We start from the raw sequence: 18,224 nt of genomic DNA, 5'->3' as shown, positions 1-18,224 counted from the left end.
GAGGCGACGACGATGGGTACGGACCCGCGGTACGGCGGCACCCTGCGCTACTACGGCCCCGGTGGCATGGACCACGTGGACCCGGCGTGCGCGTACTACGCGTTCTCGCACCAGATCACCCGGCTGTTCACCCGGCAGCTGTTCAGCTATCGGACCACATTGGACGAGTCGGCCCTGGTACCGGTGCCGGACGTCGCCGCCGAGGTGCCGACGGTCGCGGGCGGCGGCCTCAGCCCGGACGGCCGGCGCTACCGGATCCGGCTGCGCCCGGGTGTGCTGTGGGACACGGACCCGCCGCGTCCGGTGACGGCGGCGGACTTCGTGCGCGGCTTCAAGCGGATGTGCAACCCGATCGCCGGCGCCGGCGCGATCACGTACTACACGAGCACGATCCGCGGCATGGCGGAGTTCGCCGAGGGGTACCGCCGCGCCTTCGACGGCAGGTCCGCGACGGCCGAGGAGCTGGCCGACTACCAGAACCGGCACGAGATTTCCGGGCTCACCGCCGAGGGCGACGACGTGCTCGTGATCGACCTGGTCCGGCCGGCCAACGACATGCTGAACATCCTGGCGATGATGTTCGCGTCGCCGGCGCCGGTGGAGTACGACGCGTACGTGCCGGACAGCCCCGAGCTGATCCGAAACCTGCGCTCGCTCGGCCCGTACCGGCTGACCGGCTACGAGGCGGCGCGCTCGCTCACGATGGAGCGCAACCCGGCCTGGCGGCAGGAGACCGACCCGGTCCGCCACCAGTACGTGGAGCGTATCGAGGTGCGCATGGCCCGGGCCAGCGACGAGGCGGTGCGCCAGGAGATCGCCAGCGGCGCGGCCGACCTTTCCTGGGGCGCGCCGGTGATCAGCCCGGACCGGCGGGTGCTCGACGCCGACCGGCACCTCGGGTACGCGCTCAACCCGTACCTCGTGTTCAACATGCGCAGCCCGAACCAGGGCGGCGCGGTGCGCGACCTGAACGTGCGGCGGGCCATCGCGTACGCCGTGGACAAGGCCGCGATGGTGCGCTTCCTCGACGAGATGAACGTGGGCACCGTGACGGTCACCGCGCACACCGCGATCCCGTACGGGAACGTGGGGCACCGCGAGTACGACCGGTACCCCACGCTCGGCGACCGGGGCGACCCGCGCCGCGCCCGGGAGCTGCTCGCGGAGGCGGGGTACGCCGGCGGCCTCACCCTGAAGGCCCTGTACCGCGAGGACGCGCCGCACGACTCGATCGCCAAGTCGTACGCGGAGGACCTGGAGGCGGTCGGGATCACGGTCGAGCTCGTGTTCGCCGGCTCGGCCGACGAGTACTACCGGCTGCTGCAGAACCCGGCCAGGGCCGAGGCGGGGGAGTGGGACATCACCGCGGCGGCGTGGACGCCGGACTGGTTCGGCAACAACGGCCGCGCGTACGTGCAGCCGATGTTCCAGTCCAACTTCGCGGCCGGTACCGCCAACTACGGCGACTACCGCAACCCGGTGGTCGACCGGCTGATCTCGGAGGCCCTAGCTGAGCCCGACCCCGCGCGCGCCGAGGAGCTGTGGCACCAGGTCGACCGCCAGGTCCTGGAAGACGTGGCCATCGTGCCCATCCTGGCCTGCGAGCCCACGATCCCCCACATGACCAGCCCCCGCGTCCGCAACGCGATGCCCATGCCCCAGATCGACCGCTGGCTGGACGCCGCCAACATCTGGCTGGACGGACCCGACTGAACCCCGTTGATGCCGTTGATCAGGGACTTGGTGGGCGTGCCGTACGGCGTTTCGCTCCACCAAGTCCCTGATCAACGCCTAGGGGGTGTGCGCTCAGATGCGCGCGGCCAGGTCGGCGAGGCGGGTGGCGACCTGGGAGGGCGAGGGGAGGGCGGCGATCTCCATGCGGACCTCGGCAGTGGCCGTGCGGAGGGTGTCGTCGCCGATCAGGCGCTCCAGCACAGCCGGGGTCACGTCGTCGGGCGCGGCCACCAGGCCCACCCCGCGCTCCTGCACCGACGCGGCCAGCGGGCCGGAACCCACGTCCATCGGGTCGAGCGCGACGAGCTGGGGGATGCCCGCGTCGATCGCGGCGAGAGCGGTGCTGCCGCCGCCGTGGTGCACGACGGCCGTGCAGGTGCGGAACAGCTCGCCGAAGGGGATCCAGCCGCTGGGCCGCACGTTCGGCGGGAGCGTGCCGAGGCTGCTGATGTCGGCGCTGCCGAGCGCCAGCACGAAGTCCGCGTCGACCTCGGCGGCGGAGGCGAGCAGCGGGTGCATCGCGCCGAGGCCGAAGAACCGCGCCGAGAAGCCGCCGCCCATCGAGAGCACGACCTGCGGCCGCTCCGAGCGGCGCGGCAGGCTGTGGCCGAGCAGGCCACCGCCGTTGTACGGCGCGCCGCCCATGAAGATGCCCTCGGCCGGCGCGGTCAGCATGCTCGGCGGCAGCAGCTCGACGATCTCCGCGGTCGCCGGCACCGGCGGGATGTCGTACTTCTCGTTGAGATCGGCCAGCAGCTCGGCGGTGAGCCGGTGGGTGTTGTTGGTGACGACCGGCCCGATGTTGCGCTGCACGGCCGGCACGCCGAGCTTCGCCGCCACCATCGCGCCGACGCTCGTGGTCTGCTCGTGCACCACCAGGTGCGGCTTCCACTGCTCGGCGAGCTCCAGCGTGCCGGCGACGAGCGGGCCGTTGAAGCCGGCGAACATCTTCGCCCGCGGGGAGATGTCGCGGTCCGGTCCGATCGGCTTGAACCACTCGTCGCGGAATGCCGGGTCCGCTTCGAGGGTCCCCATCGCGAGGGCCACCGCCTCGTAGCCCGGTGCGGGGTCGACGACCGGCAGGCCGGCGCTGGCGGCCCACTCGGGGTGCTCGGCGAGCGCCACGAGCACCTCGTGCCCGGCGGCGCGGAACGCGTGCGCCAGCGGGACGAGGGGGAAGAAGTGTCCGACTGCGGGGACGGAGGTCAGCAGCACGCGCATCGCGGGATCCTCTCGGCAGACCGTGGCCGGCGCTCTCGGGCCCGGCCGGTGTTCCGTGCGAGCAGGATCTACATTACTATATCAATTGCAAGTGCTCATATACCTGGAGGCGCCGCCTTGACTGAGCCGATCTGCCCGCCGGACCTGTCGGCCCGGCCGCACGAGCTGGTCGTCGAGCGCACGTTCCCCGCACCGCCGCCGGTGCTCTTCCACGCCTGGACGGCGGGCTTCGACCGCTGGTTCGCCGAGCCGGGCGCGATGGTGCTGACCCCCGAGGTCAACGCGCCGTACTTCTTCGAGACGTTCCACGATGGACGGCGCCATCCGCACTACGGGCGCTTCCTCGGCGTCGAGCGCGACCGGCTGCTGGTGCTGACCTGGGTCAACGAGGCCGGCACCCGCGGGCACGAGACCGTGCTCCGGGTCGAGCTGTGGCCGGACGGCGACGGCAGCGCGCAGCGCCTCACCCACAGCGGCTTTCCCGACGACGAGACGAGAGCCGGCCACGAGTCGGCCTGGCGCGACCTGCTGGAGCGGCGCCTGCTGCCAGTGGTGGCGGAGCGCATCGGCAACCGGTTTGGAGGGTGACCCATGGCCACGAGGGCCGAGTACGAAGGGCTTTTCAAGCGGTACGACCACAACGGTGACGGCCTGATCCGGCAGTCCGATCTGGACCTTCTCAACCAGCGCTGGTGCGTGGCACTGCACGTGGCTCCCGGCTGTCCACAGTGGTACGCGATCACCACGCACTCCAACCGCCTTTGGCAGCACCTTCCGGGCCGGATCGACGAGGCCGGCGACAAGGTGGTGAGCCTCGACGACTGGGTGGCCGCGCACGACGACTGGGACTTCGTGGAGCGGGTCGCGATGCCGTGGGCCGTGTCCGTCTTCGACATGGGCGCCGACGGCGAGGGCCGGGTCTCGCTGCAGGTCTGGATGACCACCCAGTCGGTCTCGGACTATCCGCAGGTCGCGAGCCTGGAGGCGTTTCAGCGCCTGGACGAAAACGGCGACGGTTACCTCGACCGCGAGCCGTTCACGAAGTACATCGAGGACTTCTACCGCCGCACCGGAGATTGATGTCCACTTCGGACGTCGTGGTGCGCACGGCGGGCGGCGCGGTGCGTGGCCGGCGGGCCGGCACGACCACCGCGTTCTTCGCCGTCCCGTACGCCGCGGCGCCGGTGGGACCGCTGCGCTTCGCCGCGCCGCGGGAGCCGCCGCCGTGGTCCGGCGTGCGGGACGCGACGACCCGAGGGCCGGGCGCGCCACAGCCGCCGGCCGCCTGTCGAGCGTCGTCGGTCCGAGACCCGGTCGCCGCCGCGAGCGGTGCGGTCGCGAGCCGGATGCTCGGGTACACGCGGCACGAGGCCGCCGCGTGGGCACCCGTGGACGAGCGGGTCCGCGCCGCCGACCACGCCGGAGCCGTGCGGATCTGCGACAACTTCCTGGGCGACGCGGCCGAATCCGCCTACGCTTTCGACTCGCTGCCCGCCTTCGCGGAAGCGCCGATGCTCGCCGGCATCGACGGCGCCGCGGCGGGCGCACTGGCCGGCGGGGTGCTCCGGACGGTCGCGGCGTTCGTCCACACCGGAGACCCCTCGCACGCGGGGATTCCACAGTGGCCGCCGTACGGCCGCAGCGGTCATGTGCTGCGCTAGGACGCCCTTGCCATAGCTTGAAAATTAGATAGTCTTGTGGGCATGGGTCTTCGTGATGTACGCGTGCTGCTCCTGTACCCGCCGGCCCAGACCGCCCCGGGGGCGGTGTGCAAGCCGAACGGGTCGCTCGCCTACCCCAACCTCGCCGGCGCCCTGCGCGAGCACGGCGTCGACGTGCGGATCTTCGACGCGTGCGTGGGCAGCGACGGCGACCCGCTGGAGGAGATGTTCGCGAAGCCCGTGCCACTGCCCAGCGGCTTCCTGCGCACCGGCGTGAGCGACGAGCGCATCCTCGAGGTCGCCGCCGACTACGACATCGTCGGCATCACCTCGATCTTCACGGACCAGGAGACGATGGTCCTGCACTGCGCGCGGCTGATCCGCGCGGCGTACCCCGAGAAGCTCCTCATCACCGGCGGCGTGAACGCGCGGTCGCGCATGCCGCGCTTCTTCGCGGCCGGGTTCGACGCGATCGCCCTTTCCGAGGGCGAGCAGGCGATCGTCGAGATCGTCGACGCGGCCCGGCGCTCGCCGAACCCCGACTTCAGCGGGATACACGGGGTCGCGCTGCCCGGCGAGGGCCGGATCCTGGCCAACCCCGCCCGCGCGCAGGACGTCGTCTGGGACCTGGACAAGCTGCCGATGCCCGCCTGGGACCTGATGCCCAACGCGCGGTACTGGAAGATCGCCCGGCCGCACTCGGGCATGTTCGAGCCCGGCGTCGAGCTGCGGTACGCGCAGATGATGACCTCGCTCGGCTGCCCCTTCCACTGCGCGTACTGCCACATCGCGGGCGAGCAGGAGGGCAGCCTGAGCGGCCCGATCGGCAAGTTCCGCGTCAAGTCCGACGACCGGGTGCTGGCCGAGATCGACACGCTCAAGGGCCTCGGCGTGACCGACGTGTTCATCGAGGACGACTCGCTGCTGGGCGACAAGCGGCGGGGACTGCGGCTGCTGCGCAAGATCCAGGGCGCCGGCGTGACCATCTGCGACCTCAACGGCATCAACATCATCCACCTGCTGAAGAAGTGGAAGCCGGACCACGAGGTCCTCGAGGCGCTGGCGAACGCCGGTTTCACCCAGATCAACATGCCGTTCGAGACGGGCAACCTGCGCATCATGCGCAAGTACGCGAGCAACAAGCTCAACATCGAGATGGCGGACATCAAGGGCCTGATCATCGCGATGAAGGAGTACGGCTTCAAGATCTACGGCAACTACATGATGGGGTACCCGGACGAGACGCTCGAGGAGATCGAACGCACGCTGGACCTCGCCCGCGAGCACGTGTCGTACGGCCTGGACGCCGCGAACTTCTTCCTCGTCGTGCCGCTGCCCGGCTCCCCGCTCTTCGACCAGGCGGTCGCCGGCGGTCACATCAGCGAGGACTTCGACCCGGACACGATGAACATCTACAACGCGAACATGAGCGGCACCCTCGTGCCCCCGGACGTCCTCGAGGAGATGCGCAGTCGCGCCTGGAGCGAAATCAACTCCTCCACCTGGAAGAACGCCAAGAAGAAGTGGGCCGCGGTCGCCTCCTGACGCCCGCGCTGGAGCCGGCCGGGAGCCGCCATGCGACAGGACATCATCTACGCCACCATCCCGTCGATGAGCGAGATCACCAACGTCATCGTCGTGGGACACCTGCTGACGTTGCCGCTGATGACCATCGTGCTCGCCGCCCTGAGCATGGACCTCTTCCGCGGCCGCATCCGCTAGCGACCTTTCGCGGTTGCGGGCCTCGCCCTGCGCCGTCGGACAGCTTCCGGCGTCTTCCCAGCTCACGGTGTGTCCGCGCCGCGTTGGCCGGTTACGGGGTATGGCATTGACAAGGCAAGATGCAAGATCCACCTGTCTGGGGCCGCCGCGGTTCGGCACCGTCGTCGCGGTCTGTGACTGTCGATCTGTTGGGTCGGTGTGAGCTTCGAGATCTTGGTGAGTTAGCCCCGCCATTTCGACGCTAACTTGCCAAGATCTGCCGGAGTGGGCTCCTGGGTGGAGCGGGGCGACCGCGGAGGGTGAGGCCGCGGGAGCGACGGTCCGGACCACCGCGGGCGTCGCGGTAGCTCGCGTCTCGTTTGGGTTGGATTTACTGAAGGCCGCGGAGGTCCCACCCACCCCGCCCCCGACCCCGAAGGGTCGCTAGCGGTAGGTGGCCAGGCCGCGCAGGCAGAGCAGCAGGCTGCGCGCCTCCATGTCGAGCTGGTAGCTGTGGCGGGTGAGCTCGCCGAGCTGGTCGAGGGTGAGCCACGCGAAGTCCGGCGGGGTGCCCAGCGGGAAGCCGCCGCCGACCTCGACGATCAGGTGCCGGGTGAGGGCGTGATGGAAGCGGCCGCCCTCCTCGGACTGCACCACGTCGAAGATGGGGCGTACCCGGCGGGACAGGACCAGGTCGAGGTAGGCGGGCCACTCGTCGGCGGGGCGGCCGGTGTAGTTGTCCGGCGTGCACTGCACCGTGGGGCCCACCTCGACCACGTCGCGGTAGCCGGGGCGCAGGTCGGCGCGGGCCAGGACGTGCGGGGTACCGCCGATGCGGCGCATGACGAACGCGGCGAGGCCCGTGCTGCACGGTGCCAGCAGCGGCTGGCACCAGCCGGGCACCTCGCGGTTGGAGGCCGACACGCGTACGCCGATGACCCGGAAGTAACGCTCCTCGTCGTGCACGATCTCGTCGGCCGTGCGCCGCCAGCCGGACACCGACGCCAGCGGCGCGTAGTCCGCGGCGAGCGCGTAGTTGGCCTTGCGCTCGGTGAGCCAGCTGCGCACCTCGGGCATGGTCCGCCACGACGTGCTGCTCGCGCCCCCGGGTGTGGGGATCGGCAGGCAGGACAGCACGGTACGGGCGTCCATGTTGACCAGGTGCGGCTCCCGCAGCAGCGCGAAGATCTCGCCCAGCGTGAGCCAGATGAAGTCGTCGTGCGGCTCGACCGGGCCGAGGGCCTCGACCACGACGTTGCGGTTGCGCTTGCCGACGAACCAGGAGCCCTGCTCCGACTGGAGCACGTCGACGAGCGCGCGGCCGCGGGTGCGGTCGATGAAGTACTCGACGTACCGCGACGCGGCGCCCTTGTGCGCGCGCAGGTAGTTGCTCGACGTGGCCTGCACGGTGGGGGAGAGCTGGACGGTGTTGACGTTGCCCGGCTCCATCTTCGCCTGCATCAGGAAGTGCAGCACACCGTCGATCTCGCGGGCGACGATGCCGAGGATCGCGACGTCCCGCTGGTCGATGATGGGCTGCTCCCACTCTGGGCGGTGGCCGTAGTCGGTACGCACCCGCAGGCCGTGCACGCTGAAGAAGCGGCCGGTGCTGTGCACGAGGTCGCCGCTGCCGGCGGCGAACTCCCAGCCGGTCAGGTCCGCGAACGGTACCCGCTCCACAGTGGACGGGTTGCCGCGGCGCCGCTCGTCGAGCCAGCCGGCGATCTCGGCCGCGGAGCGCGGTGCCTGTGCGGCCGAGGCGGCGAGCCGCTCGGGCAGGTCGGTGGGGGTCGCCGGCGCCGTACCGGGGCGGGGGCGCGCCTCTACGTTGGTCATGACACGCTGCCTTTCGTCAGAGACCCCAGCGCAGGTACACGACCGGGGGTCGCGCGGAGTCGCGAGCTTGCGCAGGGCCGACCCGGCCAGGCCCATGGTTTCCCGCACCGCGACCGTCTCGCCGGGCCACCGGGGGTAGCCGATCTCGTCGAAGGCGATGACGCTGCCGCGGGTCAGGTACGGCTGGATCGCCTCGAGCGCGTGCCGGGTCGGCTCGTACAGGTCGAGGTCGAAGTATGCGAGGGCGATCACCGTCTCCGGGTGGTCGGCCAGGTACTTGGGAAGTGTCTCCCGCACGTCACCCTCGATCGCGAACGTGCGCCGCACGTGGCCGCTGGCCTCGCCGGCCTCGTGCGCCGCCAGCACCTCGCGCAGGTGCTCGGGGTATCCGGGCGGCGTCGCGAACCGGCCGACGACCGCGCTGGGGCTGACCTCGTCGACGTCGGCGATGTCGGGAAAGCCGTTGAACGTGTCGAAGCCGATGATGCGGCGTGCCGTGTCGTAGTGCTCGTACATGCCGCGCAGCGCGGTCAGCGTGGCCAGGTGGCGGCCGTGCAGCACGCCGAACTCCATGATCACGCCGGGGACGTCGAGGATCATCCGGTACAGCTCGTCCATCGAGAGCAGGTCGGTGAGCTGGTGCCGGCGCATGTAGAGCGCGAGGTTGTCGATCAGGTACTCGGAGCGGATCGGCGTCGTGCCGAGCAGGTGGCTCAGCCGCTCCCGGACGTCCCGCTCGCGGGAGGACTCGTGCGGAAGGTGGCTCGGGTCGCGGTAGCTGTTGCTGGTCATGACATCCACGCCTGCGGTGCCGGTCCACCGTTGCCGATCGGCGGGAACAGCTCGTCGAGCTGGGCCAGCTCCTCGCCGGAGAGCCCGCGTTCGAGCGCCGCGAACGCGGCGTCCAGATGGGACGGTGTGCGCGGGCCGGTGATGATGCCGGTGACGTGCGGCTGGGCGAGCACCCAGGCCATGGCGACCTCCGCGGGATCCCGTTCGACCTTGGCGCAGTAGCGCTCGAACTCGGCGATCGTGGCCCGGTCGCGCTCCAGCGCCGGCACCGCGCGGCCCTGCGCGGACTTGACCGCCGTGCCTTCCCCCAGCTTGCGCAGCACCCCGCCGAGCAGCCCGCCGTGCAGGGGCGACCACGCCAGCACGCCGAGCCCGCGGGCCGCGGCCGCCGGGATCACCTCCAGCTCCGTGTGCCGGGTGACCAGGTTGTAGCAGCACTGCTCGGCGGCGAGGCCGAGCAGCCCGCGCCGCTCCGCGACCTCCTGCGCGGAGGCGATGTCCCAGCCGGCGAAGTTGGACGACCCGACGTACCGCACCTTGCCCTGGCGGATCAGCGTCTCCATCGCCTCCCAGATCTCCACCCAGCCGACCGCGCGGTCGACCTCGTGCATCTGGTACAGGTCGATCCAGTCGGTCCGGAGCCGGCGCAGGGAGGCCTCGCAGGCCGCGATGATGTTGCGGGCGGAGAGGCCGCGGTCGTTGACCCGGTCGGTCATCGGCCAGCCCACCTTGGTCGCCAGCACGAGGTCGTCGCGGCGCCGGGGGCGGCTGGACAGCCAGCGCCCGAGCAGCTCCTCGGTGTATCCCTTGTGGACCCGCCAGCCGTAGATGTTGGCCGTGTCGACCAGGTTGATCCCCCGGTCCACCGCCGCGTCGAGCAGCAGGCGGGCCTCCGGTTCCTCGACCCGGCCACCGAAGTTGACCGTGCCCAGGCCCAGCCTGCTCACCTGCAGGCCGGTGCGGCCGAGGGCCGTGTGGAGAGGGTTGGTCACGATACAAAATGCTATGTGGTTCTGAAGCTAAGGTAAAGACCACTTGGCTCGAAGGCTGGCTATGGTGGAGCAAGCGATCTCAATGCTAGCCTTTTTAAAAGCTTCCGTGGCTGGGGGGCGACACATGGGGACCGTTGCCGAAGATGCTGTCCGGCGCGTGGTCGAAGCGATGCACGACAACCTGGGCGACTCGTTCACGGCCGACGACATGGCCCGCACGGCGGTGTTCAGCAAGTACCACTTCATCCGGCTCTTCCGGCAGACGACGGGCGTGACGCCGGGCCGGTTTCTGGCCGCGCTGCGGATCCAGGAGGCCCAGCGCCTGCTGCTCGCCACCGACCTGAGCGTGGCCGAGATCAGCCAGCGGGTCGGGTACGCGAGCGTGGGCACGTTCAGCTCGCGGTTCAAGCTGAGGGTCGGGCTGTCGCCGAGCGCGTATCGTGAGCAGGCGTGCTCGAGCGGGACGGCGTGACGACGAGGGCGGCCGGCAGTCCGGCGCCGAAGATCGAGCTTCATGTGCATCTGGAAGGGACGGTCCGCCCGGACACGCTCCTGGCGATCGCCCGGCGCAACGGGCAGCGCCTGCCGGTGGACACGGTGGACGAGCTGCGCAGGCTCTACGAGTTCACCGACTTCGCCAACTTCATCCGCGTGTGGAGCATGACCACGAACTGCCTGCGCACCGCGGACGACTTCCGGCAGGTCGTGGTGGACTACGCGGCGGAGGCGGCGGGGCACGGCGCCGTGTACCTGGAGGGGATCTTCTCGCCGGCGGAGCGGGTGATGCGCGGCGTCGGCTGGGCGGAGATCCTCGAGGGGTACGCGGACGGCGCCGCGGCGGCCGAGCAGGAGCACGGTGTCGTGGTGCGCCTGACCCCGGACATCGACCGCGAGCTGGATCCCGAGCTGGCGCAGGAGTGTGCCCGGCAGGTCGTCCGCTACCGCGACCGCGGGGTGGTCGGGTTCGGCATCGGCGGTCCGGAGCTGGCGGCGCCGGCGTCGCGGTACGCGCGCGCGTTCGCCATCGCCCGCGAGGGTGGGCTGGCGCTGGTGCCGCACGCGGGGGAGGCCGGCGGCAGCGACTCGGTGCGGGAGGTGCTCGGCTTCGACCCGGCGCGGGTGCGGCACGGCCTGCGCGTGGTCGACGATCCCGGCCTGCTGAAGGAGATCGTGGACCGGGGGATCGTGCTCGACGTCTGCCCGACCTCCAACCTGCGCACCCGGGTCGTGGAGACGCTCGACGACCACCCGCTGCCGGCGCTGCACGCGGCCGGTGTCCGCTGCTCGGTCGGTACCGACGACCCGGCGATGTTCGACACCGACCTGGGTCGCGAGTGGACGGTCGCGGAGCGGCTGGGCGTCCCGCCCTCGGCCGCCTACGAAGCGGGCGTCGCCGGGGCCCTCTGCGACGAGGTGACCCGGCGACGCCTTGAAGCACTGGGCGCGGCCGCCTACGGCTACTCCTGATCGGTACCGCGGGCCAGCAGGTCGGCGGGCACGTGCGCGGGAGCGGGCTCCGGCTTGGCGGCGCTGCGGAAGAGCAGCGTCGACCGGAACACGTCCTCCGGGTCGCCTTCGCAGTCGACGACGACGATCTGGCCGGGTTTGAGTTCGTTGAACAGGATCCGCTCGGAGAGGTTGTCTTCGATGTCGCGTTGGATGGTGCGGCGTAGTGGGCGGGCGCCCAGGACGGGGTCGAAGCCCTTCTTCGCCAAATACTTTTTGGCGTTGTCGGTCAGCTCCATGGACATGTCCTTGTTCCGCAGCTGGGTTTCGATCCGGGCGATCATGATGTCCACGATCTCCAGGATTTCGTCTTCTTGCAGCTGGTGGAACACGATCGTGTCGTCGATCCGGTTCAGGAACTCGGGCCGGAAGTGCTGCTTGAGCTCGTCGTTGACCTTCTGCTTCATCCGCTCGTAGTTCGACTCGGAGTCCTCCGAAGCCTGGAACCCCAAGCTGACGGCTTTGGCGACGTCGCGGGTGCCGAGGTTGGTGGTCAGGATGATCACCGTGTTCTTGAAGTCGACGATCCGGCCCTGACCATCGGTCAGCCGCCCGTCCTCCAGGATCTGCAGCAGCGTGTTGAACACGTCCGGGTGGGCCTTTTCGATCTCGTCGAACAGCACCACCGAGAACGGCCGCCGGCGGACCTTCTCGGTCAGCTGACCACCCTCGTCGTAGCCGACGTACCCGGGTGGGGCACCGACCAGCCGGGACACCGTGTACCGGTCGTGGAACTCCGACATGTCCAGCTGAATCAACGCGTCCTCGGACCCGAACAGGAACTCGGCCAGGGCTTTGGACAACTCGGTCTTACCCACACCCGACGGCCCGGCGAAGATGAACGAACCAGAAGGCCGCTTCGGGTCCTTCAACCCGGCCCTCGTGCGGCGGATCGCCTTGGACACCGCCTTGACCGCGTCTTCCTGCCCGACGACCCGCTTGTGCAGCTCGTCTTCCATCCGCAGCAGCCGCGAGGTCTCCTCCTCGGTCAGCTTGTACACCGGAATACCGGTCCAGTTCGCCAACACCTCAGCGATCTGCTCGTCATCAACCTCGGAGACCACGTCGAGGTCGCCGGCCTTCCACTCCTTCTCCCGCTGCGCCTTCTGACCCAGCAGCTGCTTCTCCTTGTCCCGCAGCTGCGCCGCCCGCTCGAAGTCCTGCGCGTCGATCGCGGACTCCTTGTCCCTGCGCACCTGAGCGATCCGCTCATCGAAGTCCCGCAGGTCCGGCGGCGCGGTCATCCGACGGATCCGCATCCGCGCACCCGCCTCATCGATCAAGTCGATCGCCTTGTCCGGCAGATACCGATCCGAAATGTAGCGGTCGGCGAGGGTGGCCGCGGCGACCAGCGCGGCGTCGGTGATCGACACCCGGTGATGGGCCTCGTACCGGTCCCGCAACCCCTTCAAAATCTCGATCGTGTGCGCCAACGAGGGCTCACCGACCTGGATCGGCTGGAACCGCCGCTCCAACGCCGCGTCCTTCTCCAAATGCTTACGGTACTCATCCAGCGTGGTCGCGCCGATCGTCTGCAACTCACCCCGGGCCAGCATCGGCTTCAAAATCGAGGCGGCGTCGATCGCACCCTCCGCCGCACCCGCACCCACCAGGGTGTGGATCTCGTCGATGAACAAGATGATGTCGCCGCGGGTGCGGATCTCCTTGAGGACCTTCTTCAACCGCTCCTCGAAGTCACCGCGGTACCGGGACCCCGCCACCAACGCACCCAAATCCAGGGTGTACAGCTGCTTGTCCTTCAACGTCTCCGGGACCTCACCCTTGACGATCCGCTGAGACAGCCCCTCCACCACGGCGGTCTTACCCACACCGGGCTCACCGATCAGGACCGGGTTGTTCTTCGTCCGGCGGGACAGCACCTGCATGACCCGCTCGATCTCCTTCTCCCGCCCGATCACCGGGTCCAGCTTGCCCTCCCGGGCAGCCTGGGTCAGGTTCCGACCAAACTGGTCCAACACCAAACTCGTCGACGGGGCGGCCTCACCGGCGGCAGCACCCGCCGCAGCGGGCTCCTTGCCCTGGTAGCCGGACAGCAACTGGATCACCTGCTGCCGCACCCGGTTCAAATCAGCACCCAACTTCACCAGCACCTGAGCCGCGACACCCTCACCCTCCCGGATCAACCCCAGCAGGATGTGCTCAGTACCGATGTAGTTGTGACCAAGCTGCAACGCCTCACGCAGCGACAGCTCCAACACCTTCTTGGCCCGCGGCGTGAACGGAATATGCCCGCTCGGCGCCTGCTGACCCTGCCCGATGATCTCCTCCACCTGCTGGCGGACGCCCTCCAACGAAATACCCAGACTCTCCAAAGCCTTCGCCGCGACGCCTTCACCCTCATGGATCAAACCCAGCAGGATGTGCTCCGTACCGATGTAGTTGTGGTTGAGCATCCGGGCTTCTTCCTGAGCCAGGACGACAACCCGTCGCGCTCGGTCGGTGAACCGCTCGAACATGTCGACCACCCCACTCGGTGCAGGCCGGCTGGCGTACTCGGCGTCGTTGACCCCGGATAGGCGTACGCTATATGTTTTAGAAGCTAACGGCAAGCCGGGCTGGTCGGCCCGGCGCTCGCCCGTTTGGGGAAGGCCACGCGCGTGAAGCTTCAGGCCGCCGATCTCGCCGTTCTGGGCGGGACACCGGAGTTCGCCGAGCCGCTGTTCGTCGGCCGGCCGAACGTCGGCGACACCGCGCGGCTGTTCGCACGGCTCCAGGGTGTGCTGGACCGCAACTGGCTCACCAACGGCGGCCCGCTGGTGCGCGAGTTCGAGCGGCGGGTGGCCGAGCGCGCGGGTGTGCGGTACTGCGTCGCGACCTGCAACGGCACGGCCGCGCTGCAGCTGCTCGCGCGGGCCACCGGCATGCGGGGCGACGTGGTCGTTCCGGCGCTGACGTTCGTGGCCACACCGCACGCGCTGCAGTGGCTGGGCCTGCGACCGGTCTTCTGCGACGTCGACCCGCGCACGGGCAACGCGGACGCCGCCACCGTCGCGGCCGCCATCACGCCGCGCACGACAGCGATCCTGGCCGTGCACCTGTGGGGCCGGCCGTGCGCGGCGGAGGAGCTGGAGGCGCTGGCCGACCGGCACGGGCTCACGCTCGTCTTCGACGCCGCGCAGGCGTTCGGGGCGTCGTACCGGGGCCGTCCGGTCGGCGGGTTCGGCGCCGCGGAGGTGTTCAGCTTCCACGCCACCAAGGTGGTGAACGCGTTCGAGGGCGGCTGCGTGGTGACCGACGACGCCGACCTGGCCGAGCGGCTCCGGGCCATGTGCAACTTCGGGATGAACGGGTCCCGCGATGTGCTCGGCCCCGGCACCAACGCGAAGATGAGCGAGGCGGCGGCCGCGATGGGGCTGACCTCGCTGGAGGCGTACGACGCGTCGGCCGCGCACAACCTCGCCAACCACCGGCGGTACGCGCGGGAGCTGGCCGGCGTCGACGGCGTCCGGCTGCTCCGCTTCGACGAGCGGCAGCGCAACAACTACCACTACGAGGTCGTGGCCGTCGACCCGGGCGCCGGGCTGGGCCGCGACACGCTCGCCGAGGTGCTCACCGCCGAAAACGTGATCGTCCAGAAGTACTTCTCGCCCGGCTGCCACCGGCTGCCGCCGTACCGGGACCGGGCCGCGGTGTCGCTGCCGCACGCCGACGCCCTCGCCGCGCGGGTCCTCGCGCTCCCCACCGGGCCGTCGGTCTCCCTTGAGGACGTGCGCCGGATCTGCGACCTCATCCGGTTCGCCGTCGCGCACGCGCCGACCCTCGCCAACCGCGCGGAGGCGTACCTGGCGGGGTGAACCGGTGCGGCGGGGCTGTGCTTGTTGCGCTCGCTTCGCTCGCTGGGCGCGCCCGGGGCCGGCGCCATCCGGCCTCGTCGCTGCGCTCCTCGGACCCGGATCCCGCCAGCCCCCGGGGGCGGACGAACCGAAGGGAGATTCGCACGTGACCACCGACGTCCAGAGTCGTGACCTCCGGGACCGGGTGCTCGCCGCGCTGCGGCGCCGGCCGGTCCGCCCGCCCTACGAGCCGGACCTGCCCGACGACCCGGCCCGCACCGCGACCGAGCTGGTGAGGCTCACCGGAATGTACGTCGCGGAGCCCTTCCTCACGCTGGAGGAGGCGCGCCGCCGGCTTGGCGTGGACCGTACGCGCCTTGCCGCTCTGCTGCGCGCGTTCCACGAGGTGCCGCAGCTGCGGGAGGCGGTGCTCACCGGACCGACGCAGAAGTACTGGGCCAAGACCGTGCTGCCGCTGGAGCAGTCCGGCAGCCTCGACGCGGTCCTGCGCGGCCTGCCCCGGTACCCGCAGATGATCGGGTTCTACCCGGGGCCGACCTGCATGCTGCGGTGCGGCTTCTGCGGCCGGCTGACCGGCGTGCGGTACGAGACGCCGGCCATCGCGTCCGGCAACGACACGTTCGCCGCGATCATCGACGAGCTGCCCACCGACGACCCGGAGCGGCTGCACATCTCCGGCGGGCTGGAGCCGCTGACCAACCCCGGCACGGGCGAGCTGGTGCGCCGCGCGGCCGCCCGCGGCTTCAACGTCACCTGCTACACCAACGCGTTCGCGCTGACACCGGGCACGCTGCGGCGCCAGCCGGGGCTGTGGGACCTCGGCGCGCTGCGGGTCTCCCTCTACGGCACCGACGAGGGGGAGTACACCGGCACGACCGGCCGGGCCGGCGCCTTCACCCGGGTGCGGGCGAACCTGCTCGAGTACCAGCGGGCGGTCCGGCGGCGCGGGCACGGGCCGGCGCTCGGCTTCAACTACGTGATCCTGCCGGAGCAGGTGCACCGGATCACCCGGCTCGTGGACCTCGTCGCGGAGCTGAACGAGGCCTGCCCGGAGCGGCCGGTGGCCTTCCTCAACCTGCGCGAGGAGTACAGCGGGCGTCCCGGCGCCGGCGGACTGTCCACCGAGGACCGCGAGGAGCTGCGCGTGGCGCTGGGCGCGTTCGAGCGGCGGGTCCGCGAGCGCGCGCCCGGCCTGCGCGTCGACTACGGGTACGCGCTGCACGCCCTGCGCGAGGGGACGCCAGCGGTGCTGCCCCGGCTCGGGCACGCCGAGCTGCGGCCCGGCGCGCACCCGCAGGTGGCTCTCCAGGTCGACCCGCTAGGCAACGTGTTTTTGTACCGCGAGGCGGCCTTCCCCGGGCTGGCCCGGACCGACCGGTACGTCGCCGGGCGGGTTTCGCCGGCCGTCGGGCTGGGCCAGGTCATCGAGGAGTTCGTCGCCTCGGGGCGGCGGATCGAGGCCGAGCCGGGCGACGAGCTGTTCCTGGACGGCTTCGACCAGGTGGTCACCGCGCGGCTGCGGCAGCTGGAGAGCGACCTGGCCGCGGGGTGGGGTGTCGCCCGCGGTCTGCTGCGCTGACGGGCCATTCATTTCAAATGGTGCAGCGTATATAAGGCCCAGCCGGTTGACGACTTAGTTTAAAAATATATAGCGTATGGTCGTGGGGCGCGCTCCACCGTCGTACGCCTGGGGCGTCGGCGATCCTCGTCCATCGCTCAACCCCATGTTGGAGGTGTCTGCCTTGTCGATCAGGGAGACCTACGAGTCGCTCAACCTCGAGCCCAAGCCGATCCGCCCGCACATCCTGGCCGCCAGCACGGTCGTCTTCGGTGACGACTACTACAACGGCCGCCGTGAGACGATCAACCTGTCCGGCTTCGTGCAGCTCAACAAGTGGCCGATGCCCGGCTTCGAGCACAAGGTCGACGAGAAGGGGTACGCCGAGTTTGCGACCGAGCTCATCAGTGCCCCCGAGGTCGGCATCAAGGGCTTCAGCTACGAGCTGAACGACCGCATCCAGGTGCTGTCGAACCCGTTCCTGCCCAACAGCGGGCACGTCCGCCAGATCGTGCCGGGCAAGAACTTCCCGGCCGAGTTCTACATCCGCCGGTTCGGCATCCTGGAGTCGAGCACGCTCCGGCTGGCGCACCGCAACGTCATCGACATCTACGGCGTGGTCGACGCGGTGCCGCCGTTCAAGAAGCCGCTGACCGGTCCCTACCTCGGCAAGCCGCGCGGCGACGGTCCGTTCGACGTCGCGCAGGCCCCGAACGTCGTCAAGGGCACGACGCTGCCCGAGGCGTGGTACCCGGCCAACGACGAGAACGAGCCCGTGGGCATCACCCCGAGCATGTTCTTCGCGCCCAGCGCGGGTCCGTGCATGTCGATGCTGGTGGACCCCTCGATGATCATGCAGGTCTCGCTCGAGGGCCAGCTTGAGGTCGAGGTCAACGGCAAGACGGCGCGCATCGAGCTGGCCGGTGACTACCGGCAGGCCGCGGGCACCGAGATCCTGCTGTTCGGCCCGGACAAGCACGACGGCGGCTCCGGTGTGCTGGCCCAGATGGCCCGCGTGGCCGTCGTGGGCGAGTGCGCCGAGCTGGGCGGCCGGGTCATGTTGCGCGCGAGCTGGCCGCGGGTTTCCGGCGGCACGCTGGGCGAGGGCAACGAGGACAGCATCAGCCGCGTCAAGTTCCCGAGCGAGCTGCACATCGACGCCGAGTTCGAGCTCGTCACCCCGGCGCACACCCTGTACGCGACGAACGCCGTCCACGTGGCCGGCAAGCTGAGCGACATGGACGCGACCGGCACCGAGCTCAAGCTCGACGGCGGGGACACCGCCCTCGTCACCACCAACGACGAGGTCAAGGCCCGCATCACGGGCGTCAACCTGGTCATGCGCGACGCCCTCGTGGGCGAGCACGCGACCGTCGCCGTCTGACGCTTGACGGCACTCGGAGCAGCA

General features: G+C 70.2%; 14 protein-coding genes and 2 pseudogenes. 11 read left to right on the top strand and 5 right to left on the bottom strand.

Going from position 1 to position 18,224, the window contains the following annotated elements; genetic code table 11:
- Positions 1–12 precede the first annotated feature (12 nt).
- Complete coding sequence (locus Phou_RS04825) at positions 13–1,713, top strand: ABC transporter substrate-binding protein (RefSeq protein ID WP_173053902.1); 1,701 nt, start codon at positions 13–15, stop codon at positions 1,711–1,713.
- Between the two features lie 93 nt (positions 1,714–1,806).
- On the opposite strand, the gene Phou_RS04820 is transcribed toward Phou_RS04825, so the two are convergent.
- On the bottom strand, positions 1,807–2,955 hold the full coding sequence (locus tag Phou_RS04820; RefSeq protein WP_173053900.1) for a nucleotide disphospho-sugar-binding domain-containing protein: 1,149 nt from the start codon (positions 2,953–2,955) through the stop codon (positions 1,807–1,809).
- A gap of 117 nt (positions 2,956–3,072) precedes the next feature.
- Between Phou_RS04820 and Phou_RS04815 the strand changes: the two genes are divergently transcribed.
- Genes Phou_RS04815 through Phou_RS04795 form a run of 5 tightly spaced genes read left to right on the top strand, consistent with a single transcriptional unit; the run spans position 3,073 to position 6,338 of the window.
- The gene (locus Phou_RS04815) at positions 3,073–3,543 is read left to right on the top strand and encodes an SRPBCC family protein (protein ID WP_173053898.1); all 471 of its coding nucleotides are present in this window, start codon (positions 3,073–3,075) and stop codon (positions 3,541–3,543) included.
- Positions 3,544–3,546: 3 nt separating this feature from the next.
- Positions 3,547–4,035: an EF-hand domain-containing protein gene (locus tag Phou_RS04810; protein WP_173053896.1), complete on the top strand. Its 489-nt coding sequence runs from the start codon at positions 3,547–3,549 to the stop codon at positions 4,033–4,035.
- Positions 4,035–4,616, top strand: a complete 582-nt coding sequence (locus tag Phou_RS04805) for a carboxylesterase family protein (RefSeq protein ID WP_173053894.1) — start codon at positions 4,035–4,037, stop codon at positions 4,614–4,616. The genes Phou_RS04810 and Phou_RS04805 overlap by 1 nt, the downstream gene beginning before the upstream one ends.
- Positions 4,617–4,658: 42 nt before the next feature.
- Complete coding sequence (locus Phou_RS04800) at positions 4,659–6,161, top strand: B12-binding domain-containing radical SAM protein (RefSeq protein ID WP_173053892.1); 1,503 nt, start codon at positions 4,659–4,661, stop codon at positions 6,159–6,161.
- Positions 6,162–6,191: 30 nt separating this feature from the next.
- A complete protein-coding gene (locus Phou_RS04795) occupies positions 6,192–6,338 on the top strand; it encodes a hypothetical protein (protein WP_173053890.1) in 147 nt (48 codons plus the stop codon).
- A 423-nt stretch (positions 6,339–6,761) separates the two neighbouring features.
- On the opposite strand, the gene Phou_RS50915 is transcribed toward Phou_RS04795, so the two are convergent.
- The 3 genes and pseudogenes from Phou_RS50915 to Phou_RS04780 form a co-directional block, all read right to left on the bottom strand.
- On the bottom strand, positions 6,762–8,153 hold the full coding sequence (locus tag Phou_RS50915) for an NDP-hexose 2,3-dehydratase family protein (protein WP_173053888.1): 1,392 nt from the start codon (positions 8,151–8,153) through the stop codon (positions 6,762–6,764).
- A gap of 16 nt (positions 8,154–8,169) precedes the next feature.
- Positions 8,170–8,945: pseudogene (locus tag Phou_RS54920) on the bottom strand (class I SAM-dependent methyltransferase).
- Positions 8,942–9,937 carry an aldo/keto reductase gene (locus tag Phou_RS04780; protein ID WP_246273242.1) on the bottom strand — a complete coding sequence of 332 codons (996 nt, stop codon included), beginning with the start codon at positions 9,935–9,937 and terminating at the stop codon, positions 8,942–8,944. Before Phou_RS04780 ends, Phou_RS54920 begins: the two are co-directional and overlap by 4 nt.
- Before the next feature lie 124 nt (positions 9,938–10,061).
- Here Phou_RS04780 and Phou_RS04775 point away from each other — a divergent pair.
- Both Phou_RS04775 and add read left to right on the top strand, forming a co-directional pair.
- Positions 10,062–10,379, top strand: a pseudogene (locus Phou_RS04775) (helix-turn-helix domain-containing protein); the annotation flags it as partial.
- A gap of 8 nt (positions 10,380–10,387) precedes the next feature.
- On the top strand, positions 10,388–11,404 hold the full coding sequence (add, locus tag Phou_RS04770) for an adenosine deaminase (protein WP_246273234.1): 1,017 nt from the start codon (positions 10,388–10,390) through the stop codon (positions 11,402–11,404).
- Here the strand turns inward: add and Phou_RS04765 are convergent.
- Positions 11,395–13,920, bottom strand: coding sequence for an ATP-dependent Clp protease ATP-binding subunit (locus tag Phou_RS04765; RefSeq protein ID WP_173053884.1), 2,526 nt, complete (start codon positions 13,918–13,920; stop codon positions 11,395–11,397). The two genes, add and Phou_RS04765, sit on opposite strands and share 10 nt — an antisense overlap.
- A gap of 141 nt (positions 13,921–14,061) precedes the next feature.
- On the opposite strand from Phou_RS04765, the gene Phou_RS04760 reads away from it, so the two are divergent.
- The 3 genes from Phou_RS04760 (at position 14,062) to Phou_RS04750 (ending at position 18,200) form a co-directional block, all read left to right on the top strand.
- Entirely contained in the window at positions 14,062–15,258 is a 1,197-nt protein-coding gene (locus Phou_RS04760; RefSeq protein WP_173053882.1) for a DegT/DnrJ/EryC1/StrS family aminotransferase, read from the top strand.
- A gap of 145 nt (positions 15,259–15,403) precedes the next feature.
- The gene (gene desII / locus Phou_RS04755; RefSeq protein WP_173053880.1) at positions 15,404–16,837 is read left to right on the top strand and encodes a dTDP-4-amino-4,6-dideoxy-D-glucose ammonia-lyase; all 1,434 of its coding nucleotides are present in this window, start codon (positions 15,404–15,406) and stop codon (positions 16,835–16,837) included.
- A gap of 163 nt (positions 16,838–17,000) precedes the next feature.
- On the top strand, positions 17,001–18,200 hold the full coding sequence (locus tag Phou_RS04750; RefSeq protein ID WP_246273232.1) for a DUF6004 family protein: 1,200 nt from the start codon (positions 17,001–17,003) through the stop codon (positions 18,198–18,200).
- Positions 18,201–18,224 lie beyond the last annotated feature (24 nt).

This window comes from Phytohabitans houttuyneae (assembly GCF_011764425.1).
GTDB classification, from domain to species: Bacteria; Actinomycetota; Actinomycetes; order Mycobacteriales; family Micromonosporaceae; genus Phytohabitans; species Phytohabitans houttuyneae.
The sequence above is the reverse complement of the archived record's forward strand: the minus strand, read 5'-3'. Positions and strand labels throughout refer to the sequence as shown.

What these genes read in the sequence shown, in the direction of transcription:
- Phou_RS04800 (WP_173053892.1), top strand. Translation starts at nt 4,659, where the DNA reads ATGGGTCTTCGTGATGTACGCGTGCTGCTCCTGTACCCGCCGGCCCAG.
- Phou_RS04795 (WP_173053890.1), top strand. Translation starts at nt 6,192, where the DNA reads ATGCGACAGGACATCATCTACGCCACCATCCCGTCGATGAGCGAGATC.
- Phou_RS04765 (WP_173053884.1), bottom strand. Translation starts at nt 13,920, where the DNA reads ATGTTCGAGCGGTTCACCGACCGAGCGCGACGGGTTGTCGTCCTGGCT.
- Phou_RS04805 (WP_173053894.1), top strand. Translation starts at nt 4,035, where the DNA reads ATGTCCACTTCGGACGTCGTGGTGCGCACGGCGGGCGGCGCGGTGCGT.
- Phou_RS04825 (WP_173053902.1), top strand. Translation starts at nt 13, where the DNA reads ATGGGTACGGACCCGCGGTACGGCGGCACCCTGCGCTACTACGGCCCC.
- Phou_RS04820 (WP_173053900.1), bottom strand. Translation starts at nt 2,955, where the DNA reads ATGCGCGTGCTGCTGACCTCCGTCCCCGCAGTCGGACACTTCTTCCCC.
- Phou_RS50915 (WP_173053888.1), bottom strand. Translation starts at nt 8,153, where the DNA reads ATGACCAACGTAGAGGCGCGCCCCCGCCCCGGTACGGCGCCGGCGACC.
- Phou_RS04810 (WP_173053896.1), top strand. Translation starts at nt 3,547, where the DNA reads ATGGCCACGAGGGCCGAGTACGAAGGGCTTTTCAAGCGGTACGACCAC.